Raw genomic sequence first — 22,382 nt, forward strand, 5'->3', positions numbered from 1 at the left:
TTGCGGACGCCGAGTGGTGATCCCTTGAAGGAAGACGGCAGGGCGTTTGATCGGGGGAGAGGGCACCTACTGTTGCGCCTACCTGACAGCCCCCCACCCCCAGGATCGCCATGCGTACCGTCCCCTCCGTCGTGGCCGTCTGCGTGTCGGCCCTTCTGCTCAGCTCCTGCGGAGTCGTCGGCAGTGACACCGCGGTGAGCCCCAAGAAGGGCGACGACATCACCCTGGGGCTGCTGCTGCCCGACCGGGACACCAGCCGCTTCGACCGGTTCGACTACCCCCTCATCAAACAGGAGGTGGCGACCCTCACCCACAACAAGGGCAAGGTCAGTTACGCCAACGCCGGGGCGAGCGCGAAGCGGCAGAGCGAGCAGTTCCAGCAGATGGTCGCCGACAAGGTGGACGTGATCCTGGTGGACGCGGTCGACGCGGCGGCCATCGAACCGGCCGTGCAGAAGGCCAAGGACGCGGGCATCCCCGTCATCGCCTACGACCGCCTCGCCCAGGGCCCGATCGACGCCTACGTCTCGCACGACAACGAACTCGTCGGCGAGGTGCAGGGCCGGTCCATCGTCCAGGCGCTCGGTGACAAGGCCGAGTCCAGCAAGATCGTCATGATGAACGGTTCGCCCGCCGACCCCAACACCGCCCTGTTCGAGAAGGGCGCCCACAGCGAGCTCGACGGCAAGGTCGTCATAGCCAAGCAGTACGACACCCGCGAGTGGCTGCCCTCGGTCGCCAAGGCCCACATGAAGGAGGCGATCGCCTCCGTCGGCCTGAACAACATCGCCGCGGTCTACTCGGCCAACGACGACATGGCGGGCGCGGTCATCGACGAGCTCAAGGAGGCGGGGGCGACCAGGATCCCGCCGGTGACCGGGCAGGACGCCACGCTGGCCGCCGTGCAGCGGGTGGTGTCGGGCGAGCAGTACATGACCGTGTACAAGTCGTTCCTGCTGGAGGCCACCAACGCGGCGCAGATCGCGGTCTACAAGATCCAGGGCCGCGACCTCCAGTTCGACGCCCTGATCCGCGACAAGGTCGACAGCCCCACCCAGAACGACATCCCGTCGCTGCTGGTGCCGGTGGTCGCCCTGACCAAGGACAACATCGAGCAGACGGTCATCAAGGACGGCGTCTACACCGCACAGCAGATCTGCACCGCCCCGTACGCGGCGGACTGCGCGGCCATCGGCCTCAAGTAGTGGCCATCGGCCTCAAGTAACCGCCCGCACGCCGGTTCCCGGGAGCCGCCCTCAGGGGCCCGTGCGCAGGCGTCGTACGGCGAGGGTGGTCGCCGTCAGCGCGGTGACCGTGCCGAAGGCCAGGTGGACGGCGGTGTCGGCGGGGGTGAAGGACGCGATCGCGTTGCCGAGCACGCTGAGGACGAGCAGGGGCCACAGCAGAAGGTTCACGGGGTGCTCCAAGGGACTCGGTGGTTGTCGGTGGTTCTCGGTGGTTCTCGGTGCCGACGACGCTACGAGCCCGCACCCCGGCGCGCCGATCCCGCCCGCGACCCGGTCCGGGGTACAGCAGGCTGTACTTTCCCGCTCCCGGCCGTGCGGTGAACTCTCCTTCCGCCTAGGGTCGTTGTCCTCCAGCCACAGGAGGTTCCCATGGCCACCGCCGACCTGAAGGGCCTGGTCGTGGGCACCGCGACGACCGCGGCCGCCGCCCTCGGCCAACTGGTCTCCGGACTCGGTACGGCCGCCCTCGCGCCGTTCGTGCTGCTGTGGCTGGCCCTGCCCAAAGGCGTGCGGGTGCTGCACGCCCTCGCGGACATGGAGCGCGCCCGGCTCACCCGCTGGGGCCCCGAGGTCATCGCCCCCGCCCGGCCGCCCGCGCGGCTGCGGGCCGCCCTCACCGACCCCACCACCCGGCGCGAACTCCGCTGGCTGCTGCGTCATCTGGCCGTGGGGCTGCCGCTGGGCATGCTCGGTTTCGTGCTGCCGCTGCTCGCCGTACGGGACACCGCCTTCCCGCTGTACTGGCGGCTCGCTCCCACGGACGCGACCGCCACCTCCATCGGGATCGGTGTCGCGCACTCCTGGCCGGACGCCCTCGCCGTGTGCCTGCTCGGCGTCGGCTGGATCGCCATCATCCTGGGGCTCGCCCCCGCCCTGGCCCGCCTCCAGGCGAGCCCGGGACGCCGGCTCCTGTCTGCGGGGCCCGACGCCGACCTCTCCCTGCGGGTCGCCGAGCTGACCGCCACCCGGGCCGCCGCGCTGGACGCCCACGCCGCCGAACTGCGGCGCATCGAGCGGTCGTTGCACGATGGCACCCAGAACCGGATCGTCACGGTGACCGTGCTGCTCGGGGCCGCCCGCAGGATGGTCGCCCGCGATCCGGCCGGCGCCGACGAGCTCCTGGAGCGCGCCCAGTCCGCCGCCGAACAGGCACTGGCGGAACTGCGGACCGTCTCCCGCTCCATCCTGCCCCCGGTGCTCGCGGACCGGGGCCTCGCGGGGGCGCTCACCGGACTCGCCGCCGAGAGCCCGGTGCCGTGCACCCTCGACGTGGAGATGCCACGGCGGTGCGCGGCCTCCGCCGAGGCCACCGCGTACTTCGTCGTCGCGGAGGCGCTGACCAACATCGCCAAGCACAGCGGCGCGTCCCGGGCCACCGTCACGGTCCGCGCCCCGGGCCCACGGCTCCTGCTGCGGGTCACGGACGACGGCCGGGGCGGCGCCGACGAGCACGGCGGCTCCGGACTCACCGGCATCCGGCGCCGGGTGGCCGCCCACGACGGCAGCCTCCGGCTGACCAGCCCGGCCGGCGGTCCGACGGTGGTGGAGGTGGAGCTGCCGTGCGGGACGTGAACGGCCGTACGGCCGTACGGGAGCGCGCTCGGCCGGGCGCCCCCATGACCCTGACCCCCTGACCCCGGAGGTGCACCTGCCATGCGGATCGTGATCGCCGAGGACGATCCCCTGCTGCGCGAGGGACTCGCCCTGCTGCTGCGCGCCGAGGGGCTGGACGTGGTCGCCACGGCCGACACCGCCGACGGCGCGCTCGACGCCGTCGACACCCACGAACCGGACGTGGCCATCCTCGACGTACGGATGCCGCCCACGCACACCGACGAGGGGGTCCGCGCGGCCGTCGAGGCCCGGCGGCGCAGGCCCGGTCTCGCCGTCCTCGTGCTCTCCGCCTATGTCGAGCAGAGCTTCGCCACCGAGCTGCTGACCGGGGGCGTCGGCGGGCTGGGCTATCTGCTCAAGGAACGGGTCGGCCGCGTCGAGGAGTTCCTCGACGCGCTGCACCGGGTCGCGTCCGGGGGCACCGCCATCGACCCCGAGGTCGTCGCCCAGCTGTTCACCCGGTCCCACCAGGACGCCCGGCTCGCCCGGCTCAGCCCGCGCGAGAGGGACGTACTCGCCCTGATGGCCGAGGGACTGGGCAACAGTGCCGTCGCGGAACGGCTGTTCGTGACCGACGGGGCCGTGCACAAGCACATCCGCAGCATCTTCGCGAAGCTCGACCTGGCGCCGACCGACCAGGTGGACCGGCGGGTGGCGGCGGTGCTGCGGTACCTGGAGGACGCCCGGCGGACCCGCTGAAGTACAGCCTGCTGTACGGGGATCCGGGGCGTGCGCGGCAATGATCCGGGGGCGCCGCGCTGGTGTGCTGGAGACATCACATCAGCCCCCTAGGAAGGGATCCGCGGTGAGTGTCCAAGCCCCCGTCGGCATCGAGAACCCGCCCGTTCCGCACGAGCCCGCAGGGCTGCGCGGAAGCATCCGACGCAACCCCCTGACCTGGTTCTTCACCCTGGCCTTCGCCCTGAGCTGGGCCGCCTGGACGCCGTACGTCCTGTCCCGCAACGGCCTCGACGTCTGGCAGTTCACCTTCCCCGGCGGGCGCGCGGGCAGTCAGCTCACCGGTGTCCTGCCCGGCGCCTACCTCGGCCCGATCGCCTCGGCGCTCCTCGTCACCGGGATCACCGAAGGACGCGCGGGGCTGCGGACCTGGCGGCGCCGGATGCTGCGGTTCAAGGTCAGTTGGCGCTGGTACCTGGTGGTGCTGCTCTCCGTGCCGGCCGCCCTGACCGTCGCCTCCGCCGTGCTCGCCGGCCGGGGTCCCGCGCTGCCGTCCGCGATGATCCTCGCCGCGTACCTGCCGGGACTGCTCATCCAGATGATCACCACCGGGCTCGCGGAGGAGCCGGGCTGGCGGGAGTTCGCCATGCCGCGGATGCAGCAGCGCCATGGTCCCCTGACCGCGACCCTCGTCGTCGGCGTGCTGTGGGGCTGCTGGCACCTGCCGCTGTTCCTGACGGAGTGGGGCGGCGGGCCGCACGTGTCCTGGACCGTGCCGGTGCAGTTCGTCGTGATGACGATCGCCTTCAGCTTCGTGATGACGTGGGTGTTCAACCGGTCCGGCGAGAGCATGCCGCTGGTCATGCTGCTGCACACCGGCGTCAACAACTACCTCTCCCTCGCCTGGACGGACATGTTCCCCTCGCTCTCCGAGCACGACGGGGCGCGGGCCCTGCTGCTCGCGGCGACGGCGGCGGCGCTGGTCCTGCTGATCGCGACACGGGGGCGGCTGGGACTGCCCAGGCGGTGATCCGAGGTGCTCGGCGGATATGAACCCGCTCCCTCAGTCCGTCCCGGTCCCGCTCCCGCTCCCGGACCCGGTCCCGGACGCGAACCGGAGCGAGATGCGCCGCAGGACCTCCGCGGCGGAGGTGTCGGTGCGGCCCTCGTCATGGACCTCGGCCAGCTGGACGAAGGCGAAGGCGAAGCAGTTGGCGATGCTCGCGATGGCGGGACCGAGTTCCTCCACCACCGCGTCCGCGGCGGCGTGGCCACTGGCGTCGGCGGGCAGGTGGATGCGGGGCAGGGTCTCCACGAGGAGCGCGGAGACCGCACCGGTCAACGAGGCCTGCCGATCCGGGTGTTCCCGCACCTGCCGGCGCATCTCCAGTGCCTCGGTGAGGATCCCGACGACGTTCTGCATGACCTCGCGCTGTTCCATGGTTCCGCAGCGTATGCGCTCGGCGGCACACGTCATGTGACTCAGGGCACAGGAACTCGGCACAGCGGAGCGGAGCGTTACGGGTGTGAGGGAAACAGAGACGGCGGAACCCGAGCGGGCACGGATACGGGCCGGGGACCGGGCGGCCTTCGGGGAGTTGTACGACCGCTACGCGCGGACCGTGTACAACCACGCCCTGCGGCTGACCGGGAACTGGGCGGAGGCCGAGGAGGCGATGTCCGAGACCTTCCTGGCCGCCTGGCGGACCCGGGAGACGGTCGAGCCGGAGGGCGGCTCGCTGAAGCCCTGGCTGCTCGGGATCGCCACGCACAAGGCGTACAACGTCAACCGGGGTCTGCGGCGCAGGCTCGCCTTCCTGGCCCGCAGTCCGCAGCCGCGCCCGGTGGAGGACTTCGCCGAGGAGAGCGCCGGCCGGATCGACGACGCACGGCGGCTCGCGGCGGTGCACCGCGCCCTGGGCCGGCTCAGCCGCCAGGACCGTGAGGTGTTCGCGCTGTGCGTGTCGGCCGGCCTCGACTACCGGCAGGCCGCCGAGGCCCTGGGCGTCCCGGTCGGCACCGTGCGGTCGAGGCTGTCCCGGGCCCGCGCCCGCCTCGCCCGGCTCAGCGCGGAGACGGAACCGCCCCCGGCCCACGGAGGGATGGAGAGTGAGGCCGCGCTCGCGGCCCTGTTCCTGAAGGAGGAGACCCGATGAACGAGGCCGAGGAACTGGCGGCCACGGCGGAGTGGGACCTCCCGCCGGAGCGTCACCGTCACTTCAAGGACGTACTGATGCAGCGCATCGACGACGACAAGCAAGCTGCCCAAAAGCCTTCCGTACGGCGCCGGTTCGCCCGGCCGGCCGTGCTGGTCCCGCTGGTCTCCGCGGCCCTGGCGGGGGCCCTGCTCACCACGCTCACGACCGGCGGACACACCCCCGCCCCCGAGGCTCCCAGCGCCTCCGTCACCCTCGGCCGCATCGCGACGGCCGCCATGGCGAGCGACACGATCCGGGTGCGGGACGACCAGTTCGTGTACGTCAGGACGCTGGACCGCTCGAACAAGGGGAGCTTCACCGGGCCGGTCGAGCTCGGCGCGCTGCACACGGAGGAGCACTGGACCGCCCAGGACCCCGGCCCGCTCCGGATCACCGGATGGCTCCGGGCGAGCGGAAAGGACGCGATCATGCCGGGTCAGCTCATCCCGGTCGAGTCCTCCGATCCCGTCCCGGTCGGGGTCGCCCACCCCACCTACCGGTGGCTGGCCTCGCTGCCCACCGATCCCGACGCCCTGCTCTCCAGGCTGTACAAGGAGGCCAGGCCGGTGGACGGCGAGTCGCGGGACCAGGCGGTCTTCTCCCTGATCGGCGATCTGATCGGCGGCACGGTGATGCCGCCCGCCACCATGGCCGCCTTCTACCGGGCGGCGGCCCGGCTGCCCGGGGTGCGGGAGATCCCCGACGCCGTCGACGCCACCGGCCGGCACGGCATCGCCATCACCCTCGACGACACCGGCTTCGCGACCCGTTACGAGTGGATCTTCGACAAGGAGACCCTGGCCCTGCTCGGCTCCCGCTTCTACATCACCGATCCGGACCGGGGGATCACGACCGAGACCCTGGCCGGCACCAGCGCCGTCATCGAGAGGGCGGTCGTCGACAGGAAGGGCGAGGTGCCCGCCCGGTCCGCCTCTCGCTGACGTCCCGCTGACGGCCCCTGGAGCACAATGACGGACATGAGCATCGTCAAGATCAACGTACTCACGGTCCCCGAGGAGCAGCGCGAGACGCTGGAGAAGCGGTTCGCGGCCCGGGCGGGGAGCGTGGAGAACTCGGACGGGTTCGAGTGGTTCGAGCTGCTGCGGCCGGTCGAGGGCACCGACACCTACCTCGTCTACACCCGCTGGCGGGACGAGGAGTCGTTCCAGAAGTGGATGTCCGGCATGGCACAGGCCGCGCACGGGAGCGGCGGTGAGGGGGAGCGCCCCAGGCCGGCCGCCTCCGGCGCCACCCTGTGGAGCTTCGAGGTCGTCCAGCAGGCCGCGCCCAAGCTCGACTAGACCAGCAAGCTGACGTCCCTCATGCTCCTGGGTTCGGTCAGCGGCGGTGATCCTGCTCGTGGCCTGGGAGAACCGGGCGTGCTTGTCGCTCGCGGAGTGAGATCCGCGAGCGACTGGCCCGCGCCTCCGGCGGACCGCAGGCCGGGTCGGGAAGCACGACCGGTGCGCGCTGGACGATCCCGGGGCGGACGCCTTGCCGCCGGTGTCGCAGCGGGCCACCTTGCCCATGTGCTCCAGCTTGTGACCGGTGGCTTCGGCGATGACATCGCGTGCGCGCAGGCCCGTACCGTCCTCCTCGGTCCTGGCCGGAAGCCTAGGCCGGCTTGCCCTCTGTCCCATGCCACGGCCAGTAGGAGAAGCCGTTGCCGGTGTACCAGTCCAGGCGGGTCCTGCCGCATGCACCGCTGTGCACGTCCAGGAAGTCGTAGTTGACGGCCTTGATCGACCTCTTGGGGAAAGTCACGGAGATTTCCGTAGTGACAGTGCCGCGTGAGGGGATCGTGCCCACGGTCAGGGACTGTGAGTTCCACAGGGGCAGCGAGCCGTTGGTCTTGCTGTTCCAGTGCAGCGCCATTGAGTGCCAGGAGCCCTTGCCGACGCGCCAGCGCACGTGGGGCGCGGGGCCCCGGTTCTTCATGAGGTTGCCGATGGCGAAGACGTACGAGGCCTTGGTCAGTGCTGCGTTCTCGGTGTTGTGGAGCCGGAGCTTGGCATGGAGCGCAACGTCGGGCTTCCGTGCGGTGGGTACGACCGATCCGGCAGCGTCCGAGACCGACACGGCTCCGTACCGGCAGGTGTACCCGAGGGCGTTGTCCTTCGGCGTGGCGGCAGTCGCGGCACCTTGGGCGGCGAGCACGCCGAGGACGCCGGCTGTGGCGGCGAGAACGGCGCCCTGGCGAACAGTGGTGTTCAACATCTCCTCCTCATCGCCTTGATGGCACAACGACCGCGGCCTGCCGTCAATGATCTTTGCGGGATCATTGCGTACTGGAGAGCCACCCCGACCAGGCCGCGCCCCAAGCAGGGGCGGGCCAAGGGGACTCCGGCATTGGGCGCCGGGGTCCCCTTCCGTGCGCTACAGCGTGACCTGCTTGCCCCCGAAGGTCACCACCAGGCTGCCGTTCGCGGCGAACGACCAGCCCAGGGCGCCGGAGTACGCGGCGCAGCGGGACCCGTTCGTGCCGGACCAGAACTGGTTGGAGCTGTCGGCGTCACCGGCGTACCGGTCGTTGCCCCCGCTGTTGCACGAGGTGTTGGAGCGGAAGACCGAGGTGCCCTTCTCGAAGTTGAAGTTGCGCTCGGTGTTGGAGACGGAGACGTTGCTCGTGATCGTCATCGAGCCGGGGTTGCTGTTGTAGGTGAACCCGTGGTGGCCGTTGCCGTAGGCGAGCGAGTGCTGGACGACGTGGTCGACCGCGATGTCGTCGCCGCCGAGCTTGTACCCGTTGCGGTCGCCGTTGCCGGCCTGCGAGCCGTCGCTGAGCGTGCCGTTGCCGTAGGACAGGGAGTACTCGATGGTCACCGGGCCGATCGGGCCGGTGTCGGTCTTGGTGTAGAGGTCCCAGCCGTCGTCGATGTTGTTGTGCGAGACGGCGTACCGGAACACGTTGCCGGTGCCGGTGGTGAGCTTCGCGGCGAAACCGTCCGCGTCCTCGCCGTCGGAGTCGGCGTTGTCGTGCGACTCGGCGCTCAGGATCAGGTTGTTCGACGGCCACTGGCTCGCCGGGGTGGTGGAGGCGATCCGGCCGAGCTGGAGTCCGGTGTCCCGGTTGAAGCGGGTCACGGTGCGTTCGACGACGTTGTTGCTGCCGCCGACGTAGATGCCGTTGTCCCCGGCCCGCTCGACGACCAGGCCGTAGAGCTTCCAGTAGTCGGCGTTGAGCTGGAGGCCCCGGTTGACGGAACTCTCGCTCTGCGCCGCGAAGTTGAGCACCGGCGTCTCGCCCGGGTAGGCGGAGAGCGTGGTGCGGGCGGCCGCGGTGCCGTTCCGGCCGGCCGGGATGGTCACCGTCGAGGAGTAGGCGTACGTCCCTCCCCGCAGGTAGATGGTCCCGCCGGCGGTGACGCGGCTGATGGCCGAGGTGAGCGTGGTGGGCGCGGTCACGGTGCCGGCCGCGCCGTCGGTGCCGGTCGGTGACACGTACAGGGCGCTGCTCGACGGCGGGGTCGTGGTGCCGGAGGTCTCGGCGTCCAGGTAGTCGACGTTGGGCAGGCCGTTCGCGGTCGTGGGGTTGAGCCGGACCGTGTTGCCGCCCGCCGTCACCGGGACGGTGAGGGTCTTGGTGGTCCAGCCGGTCCAGGTGCCGGTGGACTCGAAGGAGGCCGAGGAGACCGTCGAGCCGTTCACGATGATGTCCGCCGTTCGGGCGGTGGTGGTGCCGTTGGCGAAGCGGACGCTCAGGGTCGCCGTGCCCGTTGCGGGTGCGGACACGGTGAACTGGGCGTAGGCGCCGGTGGCGTTGGTGCCGTTGCAGAAACCGCTGCCGGAGTAGCCGGCGTACTCGGTCTCGACGGCTCCGGTGCAGACTGCGGGGGAGGTCTCGGCCTCGTACCGGTTGGGGGCGGCTTGCGCGGTGGTGGTGCCGGACAGTGCGACGAGCGTGCCGGCGAGGAGGCCGACGGAGGGGATGAGGGGTCTCAGGCGCATCGTTCGTCTCCATGGTGTGTGGTGACGGGGGGCACGTGTTCCGCGGATGTTCTGCGGACGCCCCTCGGACGGTAAGCGCTTACCATGGTCACGTCAACGGCTGTGTATGTGATTGCTGTTCACAGATACGAATTGGATACGGTGGGCGGCATGACGCTCTTCGTGAAGATCTGCGGCCTGAGGACCGAGCAGGACGTCGACACGGCCGTCGAGGCCGGCGCCGACGCCATCGGGTTCGTGTTCTCCGACAGCCCGCGCCGCATCGACCCCGCGACGGCCGCGCGGCTGGCCGCCAGGATCCCGGAGAACGTCCTGACGGTGGGGGTGTTCCGCCGCGAGCCCCTGGAGTACGTCCGCTCCGTGGCCACCGAGTCCGGCATCGGGGCCGTCCAGTTGCACGGCCCCGAGGACCGTGACTACTACGCCTCCCTGGCCACCGGCGGCTGGACCCTGATCCGCGCCGCCGCCTTCGGCGACTCCGTCCCGCGCTGCGGGGAGTTCGGCGAGGACATGCTGCTCCTGGACGCCCCGGTGCCGGGCTCGGGCATCGCCTGGGACTGGTCGCGCAAGCAGGTCGCGGCCGCGGGCGAGAAGTGGCTGCTGGCCGGCGGCCTGACCCCGGAGAACGTCCGCGAGGCCGTGGACGTCACCCGCCCCTGGGGCGTCGACGTCTCCAGCGGCGTGGAGGCGAGCCGGGGCGTGAAGGACCCGACCCTGATCACGGCGTTCGTGGAGGCGGCACGAGCGGGAGCGCCCGCCGCGGGGTGAGGGCGGCCGGTGGCGCCGGGTCGGCCGGGGTGCAAGCGCGGGAGCGCCCGCCGTCGGCCGGGTGGACTGACGACGGGCGCTCAGGTAGGGCTTTTAGGGGCGCGGGGCTGTATCGATCAGCGGCTACCGCCGCGCGGGCGCGACCAGCCACGACGGCGCGGCAGACGGGATGTGACCCGTCGTGGCACTACTTCCCCCTCACCGGGACGAAAGCCAACGCATCCCACGCAATCGACGCATCCCCCGTCCCATCACCCGTGGCCGAGGCCAGCGAAACACTCGGCGTCCCCGCGAAGTCGTACGACCCCAGCGACACCCACGCGTTCTTCCCACCCGTGTCCTGCGAGATCGTCTTCTCCACGACCGTCCCGTCCCCGAGATCGATCCGGTACGTCGCCGACGGCGTGTTCGCCTCGTGGTCCGGCAGATGCACCATGACCTCCGCCGACCCCACCACCTTCCGGTCCGGCGTCCAGGTACCCGTGACCACCGAGTCGGTGTACGACGGCACCCGCGTGTGGGTCAGCCAGAAGTGGCCCCCGAACCCGGCCCCCAGCTGATGGAAGTCGATCTTCGAGGGATAGACGGTCGCCCCGTTCTGCTGCGCCGACCCGAAGGTGAACGTCAGCGTCCCCCGGCTCGTCCAGTTCCGCTTGCCCGCACAGGGGTTGGTGGAGCCGACCCGGAACTTCACCGTGTTCGGCACGTCGTCCACGATCAGGGCGTTCGCCGGGAGCGTGGACGTGCAGGCCGCCGGATGCGGGGCGGCGACCTTCGGCTCGGGGTCACCCGCCGCGTACTTCAGCACCTCGGTGCCGCAGGTCGCCGTGCAGTCGGTCCAGCTCACCGGCTGGTGCCACCAGCACTTGAAGTCGTCGCGCTGGCACGGCCCTTCGGGCTGGCTGGAGCCCGCGACCTTGCGGGGCTTGGTGATGTCACAGTCGTTGGCGGTGGGCTTGCAGAAGGTGTCGTGCGCGGGCTCGGCGGCAGGCGCCCCGGAGGGCCACTCGCCGACGGTGAACGCCCTGACGGCCGCCCCGGTCGCCGGGTCCGTCTTCTGCTGGGAGTAGGCGGCCCAGCCGAGCACCCGCTCCGGGTACGTCCACAGGTTGGGGGTGCGGGCGTCGTCGTAGCCGGACGACAGGAACATCGTGCGGTCGGCCGGGTAGAGGCCGTTGGCCGGGTTGTTGAACCAGCCGAGGCCCCACGGCGCGCTCGCGTCCGTCGAACTGGGCAGGTTGAGGCCGCTGTTGTAGGCCCACAGCGCGAGCCACCAGTTCTCCAGGTACTTCGGGTCGCCGCCGTTGACGAGCAGGCCCCTGTCGTAGAGCTGGTTCCACTTGTCCTGGAGGATCTGGAGCCCCGCGGCGATGTTGGCCGCGTAGTCCACGGTGAGCGCCTGCTGCTGCTCGGCGGTGTACGTGGTGTCCGCCTTGGCCATGCCGCTGGTCACCTGGGCGATGCCGTAACCGCAGTCAGCGGCCGCCCAGTTGACGGTGTGGACGCTGCCGGCGTTGCCGTAGTAGCCGCCCTGGATGAAGTTGCTGCTCTCGCCGGCGGCCGCCCGGGAACTGGCCTGGAGCAGGTTGGACTCCTGGGAGAGCACCCCGAGCATGACCTGCGCGGGGACCCGGCCGCCGCCCTTGAGCGGGGTCGAGGGGAACAGGCCCTGCGGGGTGTACGACGGGAGCTCGCTGCCGTTCCAGCCGCTGCGCCGGCGCACGTCGAGCTTGCCCTGCACGGCGAGGTCCGTCGCCCACTCGGCCTGCGCGGTCGAGGGCTGGAGCGACTGGAGCTTCGGGTCGTTGCGGGTGACGGCGCAGGCGCGGTCGGGGTCGGTGGTGGAGGTCGCCGGGTCGTCGTCGGCGGTGCTCTTCATGTGGACGCTGTCGGTGTGCACGCCGTCGGACAGGGCCGGGGACTGCTCGGCGCCCTGGGCCGCCGCCTTGGGGACGACCTTGAACCCGACGCTGCTGTCGCTGCCGGGCAGCACCGCGTCGATGCCGACCGGCTGCGCGAGGCCCGAGGCCGTCTTCCGGCCGCCGGCCGCCTCGGTGCCGTTGCCGACGGAGGTCAGCGCGAGCGAGCCGGTGGTGGAGACCTCGGCGGAGGCCGGCACGTCCAGCGTCCGCCAACTCTTCGGCAGCGCCGAGTGCTTGACGGCGTCCTCGGCGTCCCGGCCGGTCACGAAGACGCGGCCGCCGTTGCCGTGCACCGCGAGGGAGCCCAGCGCGCCGGAGCCGAGGAGCTGGTCGGAACCCGCCGAGGTGACCCGGCGCACCTGCACCTGCTTGCCGTCGGGTACCTGGTAGGCGAGCCCGCGGTGCGCGTCCGGCACCAGCCGGAACGGCGTACCACCGGTCTTGGCGAGGGTGCTGGTGTCGCCCTTGGCGTCCACGGAGACCACGGCGTCGCCCCGGGCGGCCGCGATCTCGTTCCCGAAGGGCACGGCGGAGGTGAGCTGACCGGCGACGGTCTGCTGCCGCACCAGTTTCGCCCGGGCGGTGTCGACGGTGAGCAGCTCGGTGTCGTCGCCCTGCGGCCGGGTCAGGACGGCCTGTTCGCCGTCGCCGCAGCCGGGGTTGAAGTAGGCGAGGGAGACCAGCTCGGGCAGCTTGGTCACACGGCCGTCCGCGAGGTCGACCACGGCGGCGAACGCGCCCTGCTGGAAGCCCTGTTGGTCGTTGACGGCCTGCCGGGGCGCGTAGACCACGACGGCACGGTCGCCGGAGCCGGTCACACAGGTCTGGCCGATCCACTGGTCGGTGTCGACGCCCGGCTCGGACAGGGTGGCCGCGGTGTGCCACCGGTAGGCGTCGGCCGCGTCGGCGACCAGGACGTGCAGTCCGGTGGCGTCACCGTCGTAGGTGACGATCCGGTCGCCGGACTTCTGCCAGCCGGAGGGGAGTCGGGAGGTGTCGGTGATGCGGTCCGTCGGGGCCGGCGCCGGGTCGGAGGGGTCGGTCAGGGCCGCGGACGCGAGAGGCGCGACGAGGGCGAGTGCCGCTACGGACATACCGGAAGCCGCGAGTATTCTCCCGCGCCGGTTCTTCGGCACCCAGCGGTGCCGGCCTCCTGGATATTCACGAATGGTGCGCAAGGAATTCCGCCTGAATTCATTTGTGAAGGTCGATACCGGCCGCGCGTTCCCCCAGGCCGGTGACGCGGAAGGTACCAGTCCGCTATGGCCGTCATGGTTGGCGTGGGAGATCTACGGGCCGGTATCCACGAAATATCCACGGAAATCAAACAGCGCTTTTCCTTTTGTTACCGTCCCTTGGGAGACGGTCGTGACGACGTGCGAGGGCCCGGGTCCCCGCCGGGACCCGGGCCCTCGTTTCGTCAGCGCAGCGAACCGATCCGGTCCACCCGCTCGTTCACTCCCTCGCGGAGTTCCTTCAGGGTCGTCCCCGGCGGGGCCACCGTGGGCTCCGACGACGGCGGCTGGGTCTCGTCCGTGCACCTCGCCCCGCGGGACGGGACCTTCAGGTTCACGAGGTAGTCCGTGATCCGGTCCGTCGCGCAGACGCTGCGGTTGAACGCCGTGTGGCCCTCCGCCTCGAAGGTGAGGAGGCGGCCGTTGTCGAGCTCACGGGAGAGGGCCACCGCGTCCTGGTACGGGGTGTCCGGGTCCCCGGTGTTGCCGATGACCAGGATCGGCGCGGAGCCCTTCGCCCGGAAGGTGCCGGCGTAGCGGCTGGTGTGCTCGCCCTTCCACTGGACGCAGGCCGTGGCGTGCTGGTGGTCGTAGGTGGGCGGGCCGTAGGCCATGGCGGGACCGAGGAGCGGGGCCAGCCTGGCGTTGGTCGTGACCTCGCGCTTCAGCAGTGCCGGGTCGCTCGGGTACTTCTTGTCGACGCACTCGACCACGACGTTCGGGTTGAGGAAGTCGAAGCTCGCCGGGGACGGCGGCCGCAGCAGGAACGACGTGTTGTCGCGCAGCTGCGCCTTGCGCAGGGCCTCCCCGAAGGACGGCCAGATGACCTTGCCCTCGTTGATGTTGAACATCAGCCGGTAGACGAGGGTGTAGCCGTTGGCCTGGCCCCCGTTGGCGGTGGGCACCGGGTTGGCGTCCAGGTCGGCCTTCAGCTTCTCGAACGCCCCGCGCGGGTCCCCGTCGCCGAAACCGCAGGTCGTCGGGTTCGCCTTGCACCAGTCCAGGAAGCGGCCCATCGCCCCGTCCAGGGCCAGGTACTGCGGACGGTCGTAGGCGTAGGGGCGGTTCGTGTAGTGCTCGGGGTCGTACGCTCCGTCGAGCGCGAGCGCGCGCACCCGCTTCGGGAACATCGCCGCGTAGACCGTACCGATGTAGGAGCCGAACGAGCGTCCGTAGTAGGTGAGTTGCTTCTCGCCGAGCGCCTGGCGCAGCAGGTCGATGTCCCGGGCGACGTACTGGGTGCCGACGTACGGCAGCAGGTCGCCCGCGTTGTCCTGGCAGGCCTGGTCGAAGTCGGCGGCCTGTCGCACCGCCGGTTCGTAGGCGTCGGGGCCCGGGACGCCCTTGGCGGCGGTCACGGCCCGGGTGTAGGTCGGGTCGTCCCAGCACACCACCTGGGAGCTGCGGCCCACGCCACGCACGTCGTAGCCGAAGACGTCGAAGTCCTCGCGCAGGGCGGTCGGCAGGTCGTCGTAGTTGTTGCGCACGAAGTCCACGCCGGAGTTGCCCGGGCCGCCCGGCTGGAGGAACAGCGTGCCCTTGCGCTTCGACGGGTCGGTCGCCTTCTTGCGGATGACGGCGAGGGTGAGGGTCCTGCCCTGCGGCTCCCGGTAGTCCAGGGGCACCTGGGCGTTCGCGCACTCGAACCCGCCCTGGCAGTCGGACCAGGCGAGGGCCGGCACGGGCGGTGCGGACGGGGCGGTCGGAGTGGTCGGGGTGGCCGACGCCGAGGTCGCGGCCCCGGTCCAGGCCACGGCGAGCGCGCTCACCGCCGCTCCGGTGAGTCTGAGTCGTCTGAACTTCACTGTCTTTGTTCCCCCTTGGGCTGGTCAGGCCTCAGTGAATCGGTCGTCATCACCGACGAATCGGTTCTCTCACAGAGGACACACAGCAAATCCCGCCGCATGGTTCCCGGACGGGGTCGGCTCCCGGTCCGTCGTCCTGCGGGCCTACTCCGCGGCCGCCGCCTACTGCGTACCGAGTAGCGGGGATGTCGGCAGGCGCACGACGACACGGCGGGTCTCGTCCGACGAGTCTGGAGGGACTGTTCGGCATCAGATGTGGAGACCCTCGCCGTGGCTGAATTTCTTTACCGCGTGGGCCGCCTGGCCTTCCGGCGACGCTGGTACGTCGCCCTGGTCTGGGCGGCCGTCCTGGCCGCCGTCGGGCTGGGCGCCCTGAAGGCGCCCGGCGCGGCCGACGAGGGCTTCTCGATGCCGGGCATCGAGTCCCAGAAGGCGTTCGACCTCATGGACGAGCGCTTCCCGGGCGCCACCGCGGACGGCGCGACCGCCCGGGTCGTCTTCGTCGCGCCGAAGGGCGAGAAGGTCACCGCGGCCGACCACCGGAAGGCCGTCGAGAGCGCGGTCGCCGACCTGGCCGACGGCTCGCAGGTCGCGTCCGCCGTCGACCCCTTCCAGGCGAAGGCGGTGAGCAAGGACGGCACGACGGCGTACGCCACCGTCACCTACAAGGTCGCCTCCAACGACCTCACCGACGCGAGCAAGTCCCAGCTGGTCAAGGCCCTCGACCAGGCCCGGGACACCGGGCTGACCGTCGAGGCGGGCGGCACCGCCATGGACGACGGCGCCGGCGCGGGCGGCTCGGCCGAGGTGATCGGCATCGCGATCGCCGCCGTGGTCCTGCTCGTCACCTTCGGCTCCCTCGCCGCCGCCGGACTGCCCCTGCTGACCGCCATCCTCGGCGTCGGCGTCAGCATGGCCACGATCCTCACCCTCGCCCACCCTCTCGGCCTGTCCACCACCACGGGCACCCTGGCGATGATGCTGGGCCTGGCCGTCGGCATCGACTACGCCCTGTTCGTCGTCTCCCGCTACCGCGAGGAACGCGCCAAGGGCAGGGAACCCGGGGAGGCCACGGCCCTCGCGGTCGGTACGGCGGGCTCCGCGGTCGTCTTCGCCGGGCTCACCGTCGTCATCGCCCTCGCCGGGCTGACCGTCGTCGGCATCCCGATGCTCACCAAGATGGGCCTGGCCGCGGCGGGCGCGGTCGTCGTGGGCGTCCTCATCGCGCTGACCCTGGTCCCGGCGTTCCTCGGCTTCTGGCCGAACGCGGTACTGCGCCGCAAGGACCGCAAGAGGGGCCGTATCGAGGAGGAGGCCAAGGACAACGGCGGCACCCGGTGGGCCAGGTTCGTGCTGCGCCGACCGCTGCCGGTACTGATCCTCGGCGTGGTCGGTCTCGGTGCCCTCGCCGTGCCGATGACCTCCCTCCAGCTGGGCATGCCCGGCGACGAGGCCAAGTCCACCTCCACCACCGAGCGCCGTGCCTACGACGCGCTCGCCGAGGGCTTCGGCCCCGGCTTCAACGGTCCGCTGACCGTCGTCGTGGACGCGAAGGGCGACGCCGACGCGAAGGGCGACGCCGACGCCAAGGCCGCGGTCTCGACGATCTCCCGGAAGATCGGCGCGACCGAGGGCGTCGTGTCGGTGTCCCCGGCCCGCTTCAACAAGGCCGGTGACACCGCCGTCTTCTCGGTGGTGCCGTCCACCGCGCCCACCAGCGAGAGGACCAAGGACCTCGTCACCACCATCCGCGATGCCCGCCCGGCCCTGGAGTCCGGGACCGGCGCGACCTTCGAGGTCACCGGCAGCACCGCGATGAACATCGACATCGCCGCGAAGGTGCAGTCGGCGCTCGTGCCGTACCTGATCGTGGTGGTGGGCCTCGCGATCGTGCTGCTGCTCGTCGTCTTCCGCTCACTGCTGGTCCCGCTGAAGGCGGCCCTCGGCTTCCTGCTCTCCGTCCTGGCCTCCCTCGGCGCGGTCGTCATGGTCTTCCAGGAGGGCCACGGCGCCTCCCTGCTCGGCGTGGAGACCACCGGCCCGATCATGAGCCTCATGCCGATCTTCCTGGTCGGCATCGTCTTCGGCCTCGCCATGGACTACGAGGTCTTCCTCGTCTCCCGGATGCGGGAGGCGTACGTCCACGGCGAGACGCCCGCCCAGGCGGTGACCTCCGGATTCCGGCACAGCGCCCGGGTGGTCGTGGCCGCCGCGCTGATCATGATTGCGGTGTTCGCCGGGTTCATCGGCGAGAGCGACTCCATGATCAAGATGATCGGGTTCGGGCTCGCCTCCGCCGTCCTGCTCGACGCGTTCGTGGTCCGGATGGCCATCGTCCCCGCCGTGCTCGCCCTGCTCGGCGACAAGGCCTGGTGGCTGCCGGCGTGGCTGGACCGGATCCTGCCCCGGGTGGACGTCGAGGGCGAGGCCCTCACCCGGGCCGCCGACACCCCCGACCCCGCCCCCACCCCCGCCGACCAGGAGGCGGTCCGCGTCTGACCCCACCCCCCCCCACCAGGGCCGCCCGTGTCGTACGGCACGGGCGGCCCGCTTCGCTCACCATGGGACCCGAGCCCACGCACCGGAGAACACGATGACCACGAGCATGGAACGGCGCTACGCGGACCGCCTGGAGGAACTGTCGGACCGCCACCCCTTCCTCGTCGACCTGGCGCTCGTCTTCACACTGCTGGGCTGCGCGGTCCTCGGCGCCTCGCTGACCCTGCCCGGCGCCACGCCACCCGACGACGACCAGCTGGCCGTGGTGCTCATGGGCGTGTCCTGTCTGGCCCTGCTCAAGCACCGCACCCACCCGCGCACCGCCGTCGTCGTCAACGCCGTCTGCGCCACGGCCGTGATCGCGCAGGGGTACCTCCTCACCCCGCTGCTGCTGAGTCCCGTCATGGCGTCGCTGTACTGGCTGGCCACCCTCACCGAGCGCGCCACCGTCCGGGTCTACGGCTTCGCGACCACGGGAGTGCTCACGGTCGCCGCGGCCGTCTCCGACTCCATGGATCATGTGTCGCTGCTCCTGCGGACCATCGGCCCGGTCTTCTGGCTGATGTTCCCGCTCGCCGCCGGCACGATGACCCGGCTGCGCCGCGCCTACCTGGCGGCCACCCAGGCGCGTGCCGAGCACGCCGAGCGCACCCGGGAGGAGGAGGCACGGCTCCGGGTCACCGAGGAACGCATGCGGATCGCCCGGGAGTTGCACGACGTGGTGGCCCACCATCTGGCCCTCGCCAACGCCCAGGCCGGCACCGCCGAGCACCTCGCGCTGACCAACCCCCCGCAGACCAAGCGGATCCTGCACGACCTCACCGGCACGACCTCCTCCGCACTGCGCGAACTCAAGGCCACGCTGGGCCTGTTGCGGCAGAACGGCGACGACGCCTCGGCCCCGCTGGAACCGGCCCCCGGCCTCGCCCGGCTGCCCGAACTGGTCTCCTCGTGCGCCTCCGCGGGGATCACGGTCACCGTCACCACGGAGGGGGAGCCGCAGCCGCTGTCCCCGGGCGTGGACCTGACCGCGTTCCGGATCGTGCAGGAGGCGCTCACCAACGTCACCAAGCACGCGGCGACGCAGCGCGCGCACGTCCGGTTCGCCTACGCGGGCAGCCGTCTCCTCATCACGGTCACGGACGAGGGAGCGCGCATCGCGTCCGGCCCCGAGCCCTCGAAGGGGTTCGGCGTCATCGGGATGCGTGAACGCGCCCAGTCCGTCGGGGGCGAACTGCGGGCGGGGCCGCGGCCGGAGGGCGGCTTCGAGGTGAGCACGGCACTGCCGTTGCAGCCGGCAGTGCGCGGGGAGGGTGACGGGTGACGGGCGGGGCGGTGCGCGGTGAGGGCGATGGGTGACGGGCGGGGCGCTGCGCGGGGAGGGCGACGGGTGACCGGTAGGGGCCGGCCATCGGGGATTCACCCGGAGGCCGCCGGGCCCCCGCCCGGTGCCCGTACTGTGACCGGCATGGCTGACACTGTGGCCGGCATGGCCGACGTGGATCTCGACCGGGCACTGGAGGTCGCGACCGGGCTCGCCGCCTGGGCGTCGGAGGCGATCAGGCGGCCCCGGGACCCAGGTGCCGAGGTGCGGGAGAAGGACGGCCCCGCAGACATCGTGACCGCGACCGACGAGGCGGTGGAGACCCGGGTCCGCGAGGTGCTCGGGCGGGCCTTCCCCGATCACGGGATCGTCGGCGAGGAGTACGACCCGAAGGAGGGCTCGGCCGGCGCTCCCCACTGGGTGGTCGACCCGGTCGACGGCACCACCAACTACGCCCACGGCCTGGGCTGGTGCTCCTTCTCGCTGGGCCTGGCCGCCGCCGACGGCACCCCGCTGCTCGGGGTGGTCGCGGACCCCTGGCGGGGCGAGACGTTCACCGCGGTCCGGGGGCGGGGCGCGTACCTGAACGGCACCCGTACGTACGCGGCCGCCCACACCACCCTCACCGGCCACGTCTTCCTCACCGAATGGGCGGCGCACGCCCACTGGCCCGGCCTGGACACCCTCCTGGCCCGACTCGCCGAACGGCACTGCACGGCACGGGTGATGGGCTCCACGGCACTCTCCCTGGCCCAGGTCGCGGCGGGCCGGGCGACGGCGGCGGCGATCGGTGCCTTCCACGCGATCGACGGCCTCCCGGCCCTGCTGATCGCCCGCGAGGCGGGAGCGGTGGCGGTTCCCGAACTCCCGTCCCACAACCAGCCCTTGCTCCTCGTGGCGCCGGGCGCGGCCCAGGAGACGACCGAGCTGTGGCATGCGACGGGGGCGGCCGACGGATGACGGTGACGTGGGCGGGATGACGGCGACCTGGCCGAGATCTGACCAGGAGATGGCCGTCAGGAAGGCATCAACCGGCTGACCGGAGCACATACTTCAGCAAGCGGGAGGGTCCCGGGGCATTCTGACGGGGAGCGGCTGATGCATGCCGACGGCGCGGGGCTGGGCAAGGTCGAGGTGCGGCTGAAGTGGGACCCCAGTCCCTACGGGGAGCCGGCCCGGCACCTCGACATCATCGCCGCGACCTATCCGGCGGCCGATCCTCACGGCCGCCCCGAGTACGTCGTCTACCACGAGAACCGCGCCCCGGACGGCACCATCAACATGACCCGGCACAGCGAGAACGGCCTCGGCCTCGGCTATGTCGAGGTGCTCCAGCTGGAGTTCGAGCGGATGGTGTCCGCCTACGGGCGGGTCGTCGTCGGGGTCGCCATCCACCAGGACGGCGGCCCCCGCACCTTCGGCGACCTCACCCACTGCGGGGTGCTCGTCGTCGAGGGCTACCGCACGCTGCTGGCCGACGACTTCGCGGGCGTCGCCGACGCCACCGCCGCCACGATCGCGGAGTTCACCCGGGACGCGGCGGGCTGCTGGCACTTCGGAGAACTGATCCGGGGCTTCGACAGCGACCCGACGGTGTTCATGGCGGAGATGGGCAGCGCACGGCGGTGAGGGGACCGGCTCCGCGCCCGCACCGCCGTTCCGCGCTCAGGCAGACGGGTTGACGACGACCTTCGCCGAGTTGTTCCTGACCCGCGGGTCGAAGGCGAAAGCCGGACTGCCGTCGTAGGGGCGGACGGTGACCCGGCCGGTCGCGTCGGGGACGACCTGGTCGACGCGCAGCCGGAACGGGAAGTCGACCTTCAGGTCGGGGCTGGTCCAGGTCGGCAGGGTGCAGACGTAGTGGGGGACCGAGGGGTCGCCGGCGGCCGGTGCGGCCGTACGGCAGGTGCGGGGCACCGAGGTCGCGGTGGTGCCCGGCGGGAGGTAGTAGTCGATCGCCGGGACCGGGTCGCCGGAGGCCACGTCCGCGACCCAGGCCGGACCGCGGTTGACGAAGCGGAACCCGGCGGCGACGGTGTCCCCGGCCGCGCCGCTCACCTCGGTGCCGTGCACGGCGAAGTCCGCGGTGTTGTCGGCGGTGATGTGCCAGGAGCGGCCGTTGTCGGAGGTGTCGAGGTCGGTGACGTCCCCGGCGGGCTCGACCTCGTAGTCGAAGCGCTCGTTCAGTGCGTGGCGGGTGACGGCGAGCCGCAGCGGCGCGGGCAGCTGCACGGTGGCGCCGGGCGCGACCTCGGTGTCGAAGGAGCAGGTCACGTACGTCATGGACGGGTACTGGCTGCCGGTGTCGTCCGGCCCGCTGTAGGTGCACTCGGGGTAGCGGGTGGCGACGTCCAGGCCGTAGGTCGCCCACAGCTTCACGCTGAAGCCGTGGGCGACCTCGTTGCCGGTGTTGGTGATGTCGAACGGCACGGTGAGGTCGGTGCCGGGGGCGACGCCGGAGACGTCCTGCGGGGCGCTCACGCCGAGGTCGGGGCCGGAGCCGACGGTCACGAAGGTCTCGGTGGAGTACTCCGGGACGGAGAGCGTGCCGTCGGGGCCGCCGGTGGCGGTCGCGGAGTACTCGACCGTGCCCTGCGCGCCGACGGCGGCGCCGGGGGCGGCCCGCAGCTTCAGCTGCACCTGCGGGGTGTAGCGGACCGGCACGTCACCGGTGTCGCACACGGCGACGGTACCGGCGTCGTCCGGCACGCAGTCGGCGGGCCACTGCACCTCGGCGACCCCGGTGAGCCCGGAGACGTCGACGGTCAGGCGTCCGTCGGTCACGGTGTAGTCGGAGTTGTAGTGCTGGAGCCCGAGAGCCATGGACCGGTACGGGGCCGTACCCCCGCCCTCGGGGGCGGCGACGACGGCCTGCTCGTACGGCGCCTGGATCTCCAGCCCGTCGTTCGGATCCGAACCGTCGGCGGACGCGACCCCGCTCCCGAGCGCGGCGACGACCAGCGCGCCGACCGCTCCCGCACACACCGCACGTCGGACGGAGACAGAACTCATGACATCCCCCAGCTGGGACAGAAGAACCCCGGCACGACGACCGACACCGGACGCCGACTGCGACCCCACCCACCCGGCGAAGGTTGCCCCGACCCCACGCCTTCTTACCGACTTCTTGATCAACTCCCCCGG

19 protein-coding genes are annotated in these 22,382 nt (G+C 71.6%); 12 read left to right on the plus strand and 7 right to left on the minus strand.

Annotation, left to right across the window (positions count from 1 at the left end; genetic code table 11):
* The first annotated feature begins 110 nt into the window (after positions 1 to 110).
* Positions 111 to 1,205, plus strand: a complete 1,095-nt coding sequence (locus tag AQJ54_RS30115) for a sugar ABC transporter substrate-binding protein (protein ID WP_062242461.1) — start codon at positions 111 to 113, stop codon at positions 1,203 to 1,205.
* Positions 1,206 to 1,256: 51 nt separating this feature from the next.
* Here AQJ54_RS30115 and AQJ54_RS46200 read toward each other — a convergent pair whose 3' ends face one another.
* Positions 1,257 to 1,415, minus strand: a complete 159-nt coding sequence (locus AQJ54_RS46200; RefSeq protein WP_162952069.1) for a hypothetical protein — start codon at positions 1,413 to 1,415, stop codon at positions 1,257 to 1,259.
* A 201-nt stretch (positions 1,416 to 1,616) separates the two neighbouring features.
* On the opposite strand from AQJ54_RS46200, the gene AQJ54_RS30120 reads away from it, so the two are divergent.
* The 3 genes from AQJ54_RS30120 to AQJ54_RS30130 all read left to right on the plus strand — a co-directional run bounded on the left by AQJ54_RS30120 (position 1,617) and on the right by AQJ54_RS30130 (position 4,569).
* On the plus strand, positions 1,617 to 2,819 hold the full coding sequence (locus AQJ54_RS30120; protein WP_062242463.1) for a sensor histidine kinase: 1,203 nt from the start codon (positions 1,617 to 1,619) through the stop codon (positions 2,817 to 2,819).
* Positions 2,820 to 2,900: 81 nt separating this feature from the next.
* A complete protein-coding gene (locus AQJ54_RS30125) occupies positions 2,901 to 3,560 on the plus strand; it encodes a response regulator transcription factor (RefSeq protein WP_062242465.1) in 660 nt (219 codons plus the stop codon).
* Between the two features lie 106 nt (positions 3,561 to 3,666).
* Complete coding sequence (locus AQJ54_RS30130) at positions 3,667 to 4,569, plus strand: CPBP family intramembrane glutamic endopeptidase (RefSeq protein ID WP_079070064.1); 903 nt, start codon at positions 3,667 to 3,669, stop codon at positions 4,567 to 4,569.
* Between the two features lie 33 nt (positions 4,570 to 4,602).
* On the opposite strand, the gene AQJ54_RS30135 is transcribed toward AQJ54_RS30130, so the two are convergent.
* Entirely contained in the window at positions 4,603 to 4,980 is a 378-nt protein-coding gene (locus AQJ54_RS30135; RefSeq protein ID WP_062242468.1) for a hypothetical protein, read from the minus strand.
* A gap of 85 nt (positions 4,981 to 5,065) precedes the next feature.
* On the opposite strand from AQJ54_RS30135, the gene AQJ54_RS30140 reads away from it, so the two are divergent.
* The 3 genes from AQJ54_RS30140 to AQJ54_RS30150 are packed head-to-tail and all read left to right on the plus strand — an operon-like array spanning position 5,066 to position 7,038.
* Entirely contained in the window at positions 5,066 to 5,695 is a 630-nt protein-coding gene (locus AQJ54_RS30140) for an RNA polymerase sigma factor (RefSeq protein WP_062242470.1), read from the plus strand.
* The gene (locus AQJ54_RS30145) at positions 5,692 to 6,678 is read left to right on the plus strand and encodes a CU044_5270 family protein (RefSeq protein WP_062242472.1); all 987 of its coding nucleotides are present in this window, start codon (positions 5,692 to 5,694) and stop codon (positions 6,676 to 6,678) included. Before AQJ54_RS30140 ends, AQJ54_RS30145 begins: the two co-directional genes overlap by 4 nt.
* Before the next feature lie 36 nt (positions 6,679 to 6,714).
* Complete coding sequence (locus AQJ54_RS30150) at positions 6,715 to 7,038, plus strand: antibiotic biosynthesis monooxygenase family protein (RefSeq protein ID WP_062243006.1); 324 nt, start codon at positions 6,715 to 6,717, stop codon at positions 7,036 to 7,038.
* A 313-nt stretch (positions 7,039 to 7,351) separates the two neighbouring features.
* Here AQJ54_RS30150 and AQJ54_RS30155 read toward each other — a convergent pair whose 3' ends face one another.
* Positions 7,352 to 7,951 (minus strand): hypothetical protein, encoded by a 600-nt coding sequence (locus tag AQJ54_RS30155; protein ID WP_132835615.1) that lies wholly within the window; start codon positions 7,949 to 7,951, stop codon positions 7,352 to 7,354.
* A 162-nt stretch (positions 7,952 to 8,113) separates the two neighbouring features.
* Complete coding sequence (locus AQJ54_RS30160; protein WP_107121167.1) at positions 8,114 to 9,685, minus strand: right-handed parallel beta-helix repeat-containing protein; 1,572 nt, start codon at positions 9,683 to 9,685, stop codon at positions 8,114 to 8,116.
* 150 nt (positions 9,686 to 9,835) lie between these two features.
* On the opposite strand from AQJ54_RS30160, the gene AQJ54_RS30165 reads away from it, so the two are divergent.
* Positions 9,836 to 10,453, plus strand: a complete 618-nt coding sequence (locus AQJ54_RS30165; protein ID WP_062242476.1) for a phosphoribosylanthranilate isomerase — start codon at positions 9,836 to 9,838, stop codon at positions 10,451 to 10,453.
* 187 nt (positions 10,454 to 10,640) lie between these two features.
* Here AQJ54_RS30165 and AQJ54_RS30170 read toward each other — a convergent pair whose 3' ends face one another.
* The gene (locus tag AQJ54_RS30170; RefSeq protein ID WP_062242478.1) at positions 10,641 to 13,469 is read right to left on the minus strand and encodes a golvesin C-terminal-like domain-containing protein; all 2,829 of its coding nucleotides are present in this window, start codon (positions 13,467 to 13,469) and stop codon (positions 10,641 to 10,643) included.
* Between the two features lie 326 nt (positions 13,470 to 13,795).
* Positions 13,796 to 15,415 carry an alpha/beta hydrolase gene (locus tag AQJ54_RS30175; RefSeq protein ID WP_062242480.1) on the minus strand — a complete coding sequence of 540 codons (1,620 nt, stop codon included), beginning with the start codon at positions 15,413 to 15,415 and terminating at the stop codon, positions 13,796 to 13,798.
* Between the two features lie 270 nt (positions 15,416 to 15,685).
* On the opposite strand from AQJ54_RS30175, the gene AQJ54_RS30180 reads away from it, so the two are divergent.
* The 4 genes from AQJ54_RS30180 (at position 15,686) to AQJ54_RS30195 (ending at position 20,867) form a co-directional block, all read left to right on the plus strand.
* Positions 15,686 to 17,914 (plus strand): MMPL family transporter, encoded by a 2,229-nt coding sequence (locus AQJ54_RS30180; RefSeq protein WP_062026085.1) that lies wholly within the window; start codon positions 15,686 to 15,688, stop codon positions 17,912 to 17,914.
* A 94-nt stretch (positions 17,915 to 18,008) separates the two neighbouring features.
* Positions 18,009 to 19,238 (plus strand): sensor histidine kinase, encoded by a 1,230-nt coding sequence (locus AQJ54_RS30185; RefSeq protein ID WP_062025876.1) that lies wholly within the window; start codon positions 18,009 to 18,011, stop codon positions 19,236 to 19,238.
* 144 nt (positions 19,239 to 19,382) lie between these two features.
* Positions 19,383 to 20,198, plus strand: coding sequence for an inositol monophosphatase family protein (locus AQJ54_RS30190; protein ID WP_248845461.1), 816 nt, complete (start codon positions 19,383 to 19,385; stop codon positions 20,196 to 20,198).
* Positions 20,199 to 20,336: 138 nt separating this feature from the next.
* Positions 20,337 to 20,867 carry a TerD family protein gene (locus AQJ54_RS30195; protein WP_062242482.1) on the plus strand — a complete coding sequence of 177 codons (531 nt, stop codon included), beginning with the start codon at positions 20,337 to 20,339 and terminating at the stop codon, positions 20,865 to 20,867.
* A gap of 36 nt (positions 20,868 to 20,903) precedes the next feature.
* On the opposite strand, the gene AQJ54_RS30200 is transcribed toward AQJ54_RS30195, so the two are convergent.
* A complete protein-coding gene (locus AQJ54_RS30200; protein ID WP_062242484.1) occupies positions 20,904 to 22,250 on the minus strand; it encodes a COG1361 family protein in 1,347 nt (448 codons plus the stop codon).
* Positions 22,251 to 22,382 lie beyond the last annotated feature (132 nt).

It is taken from the genome of Streptomyces griseorubiginosus (assembly GCF_001514195.1).
Classification (GTDB): domain Bacteria; phylum Actinomycetota; class Actinomycetes; order Streptomycetales; family Streptomycetaceae; genus Streptomyces; species Streptomyces griseorubiginosus.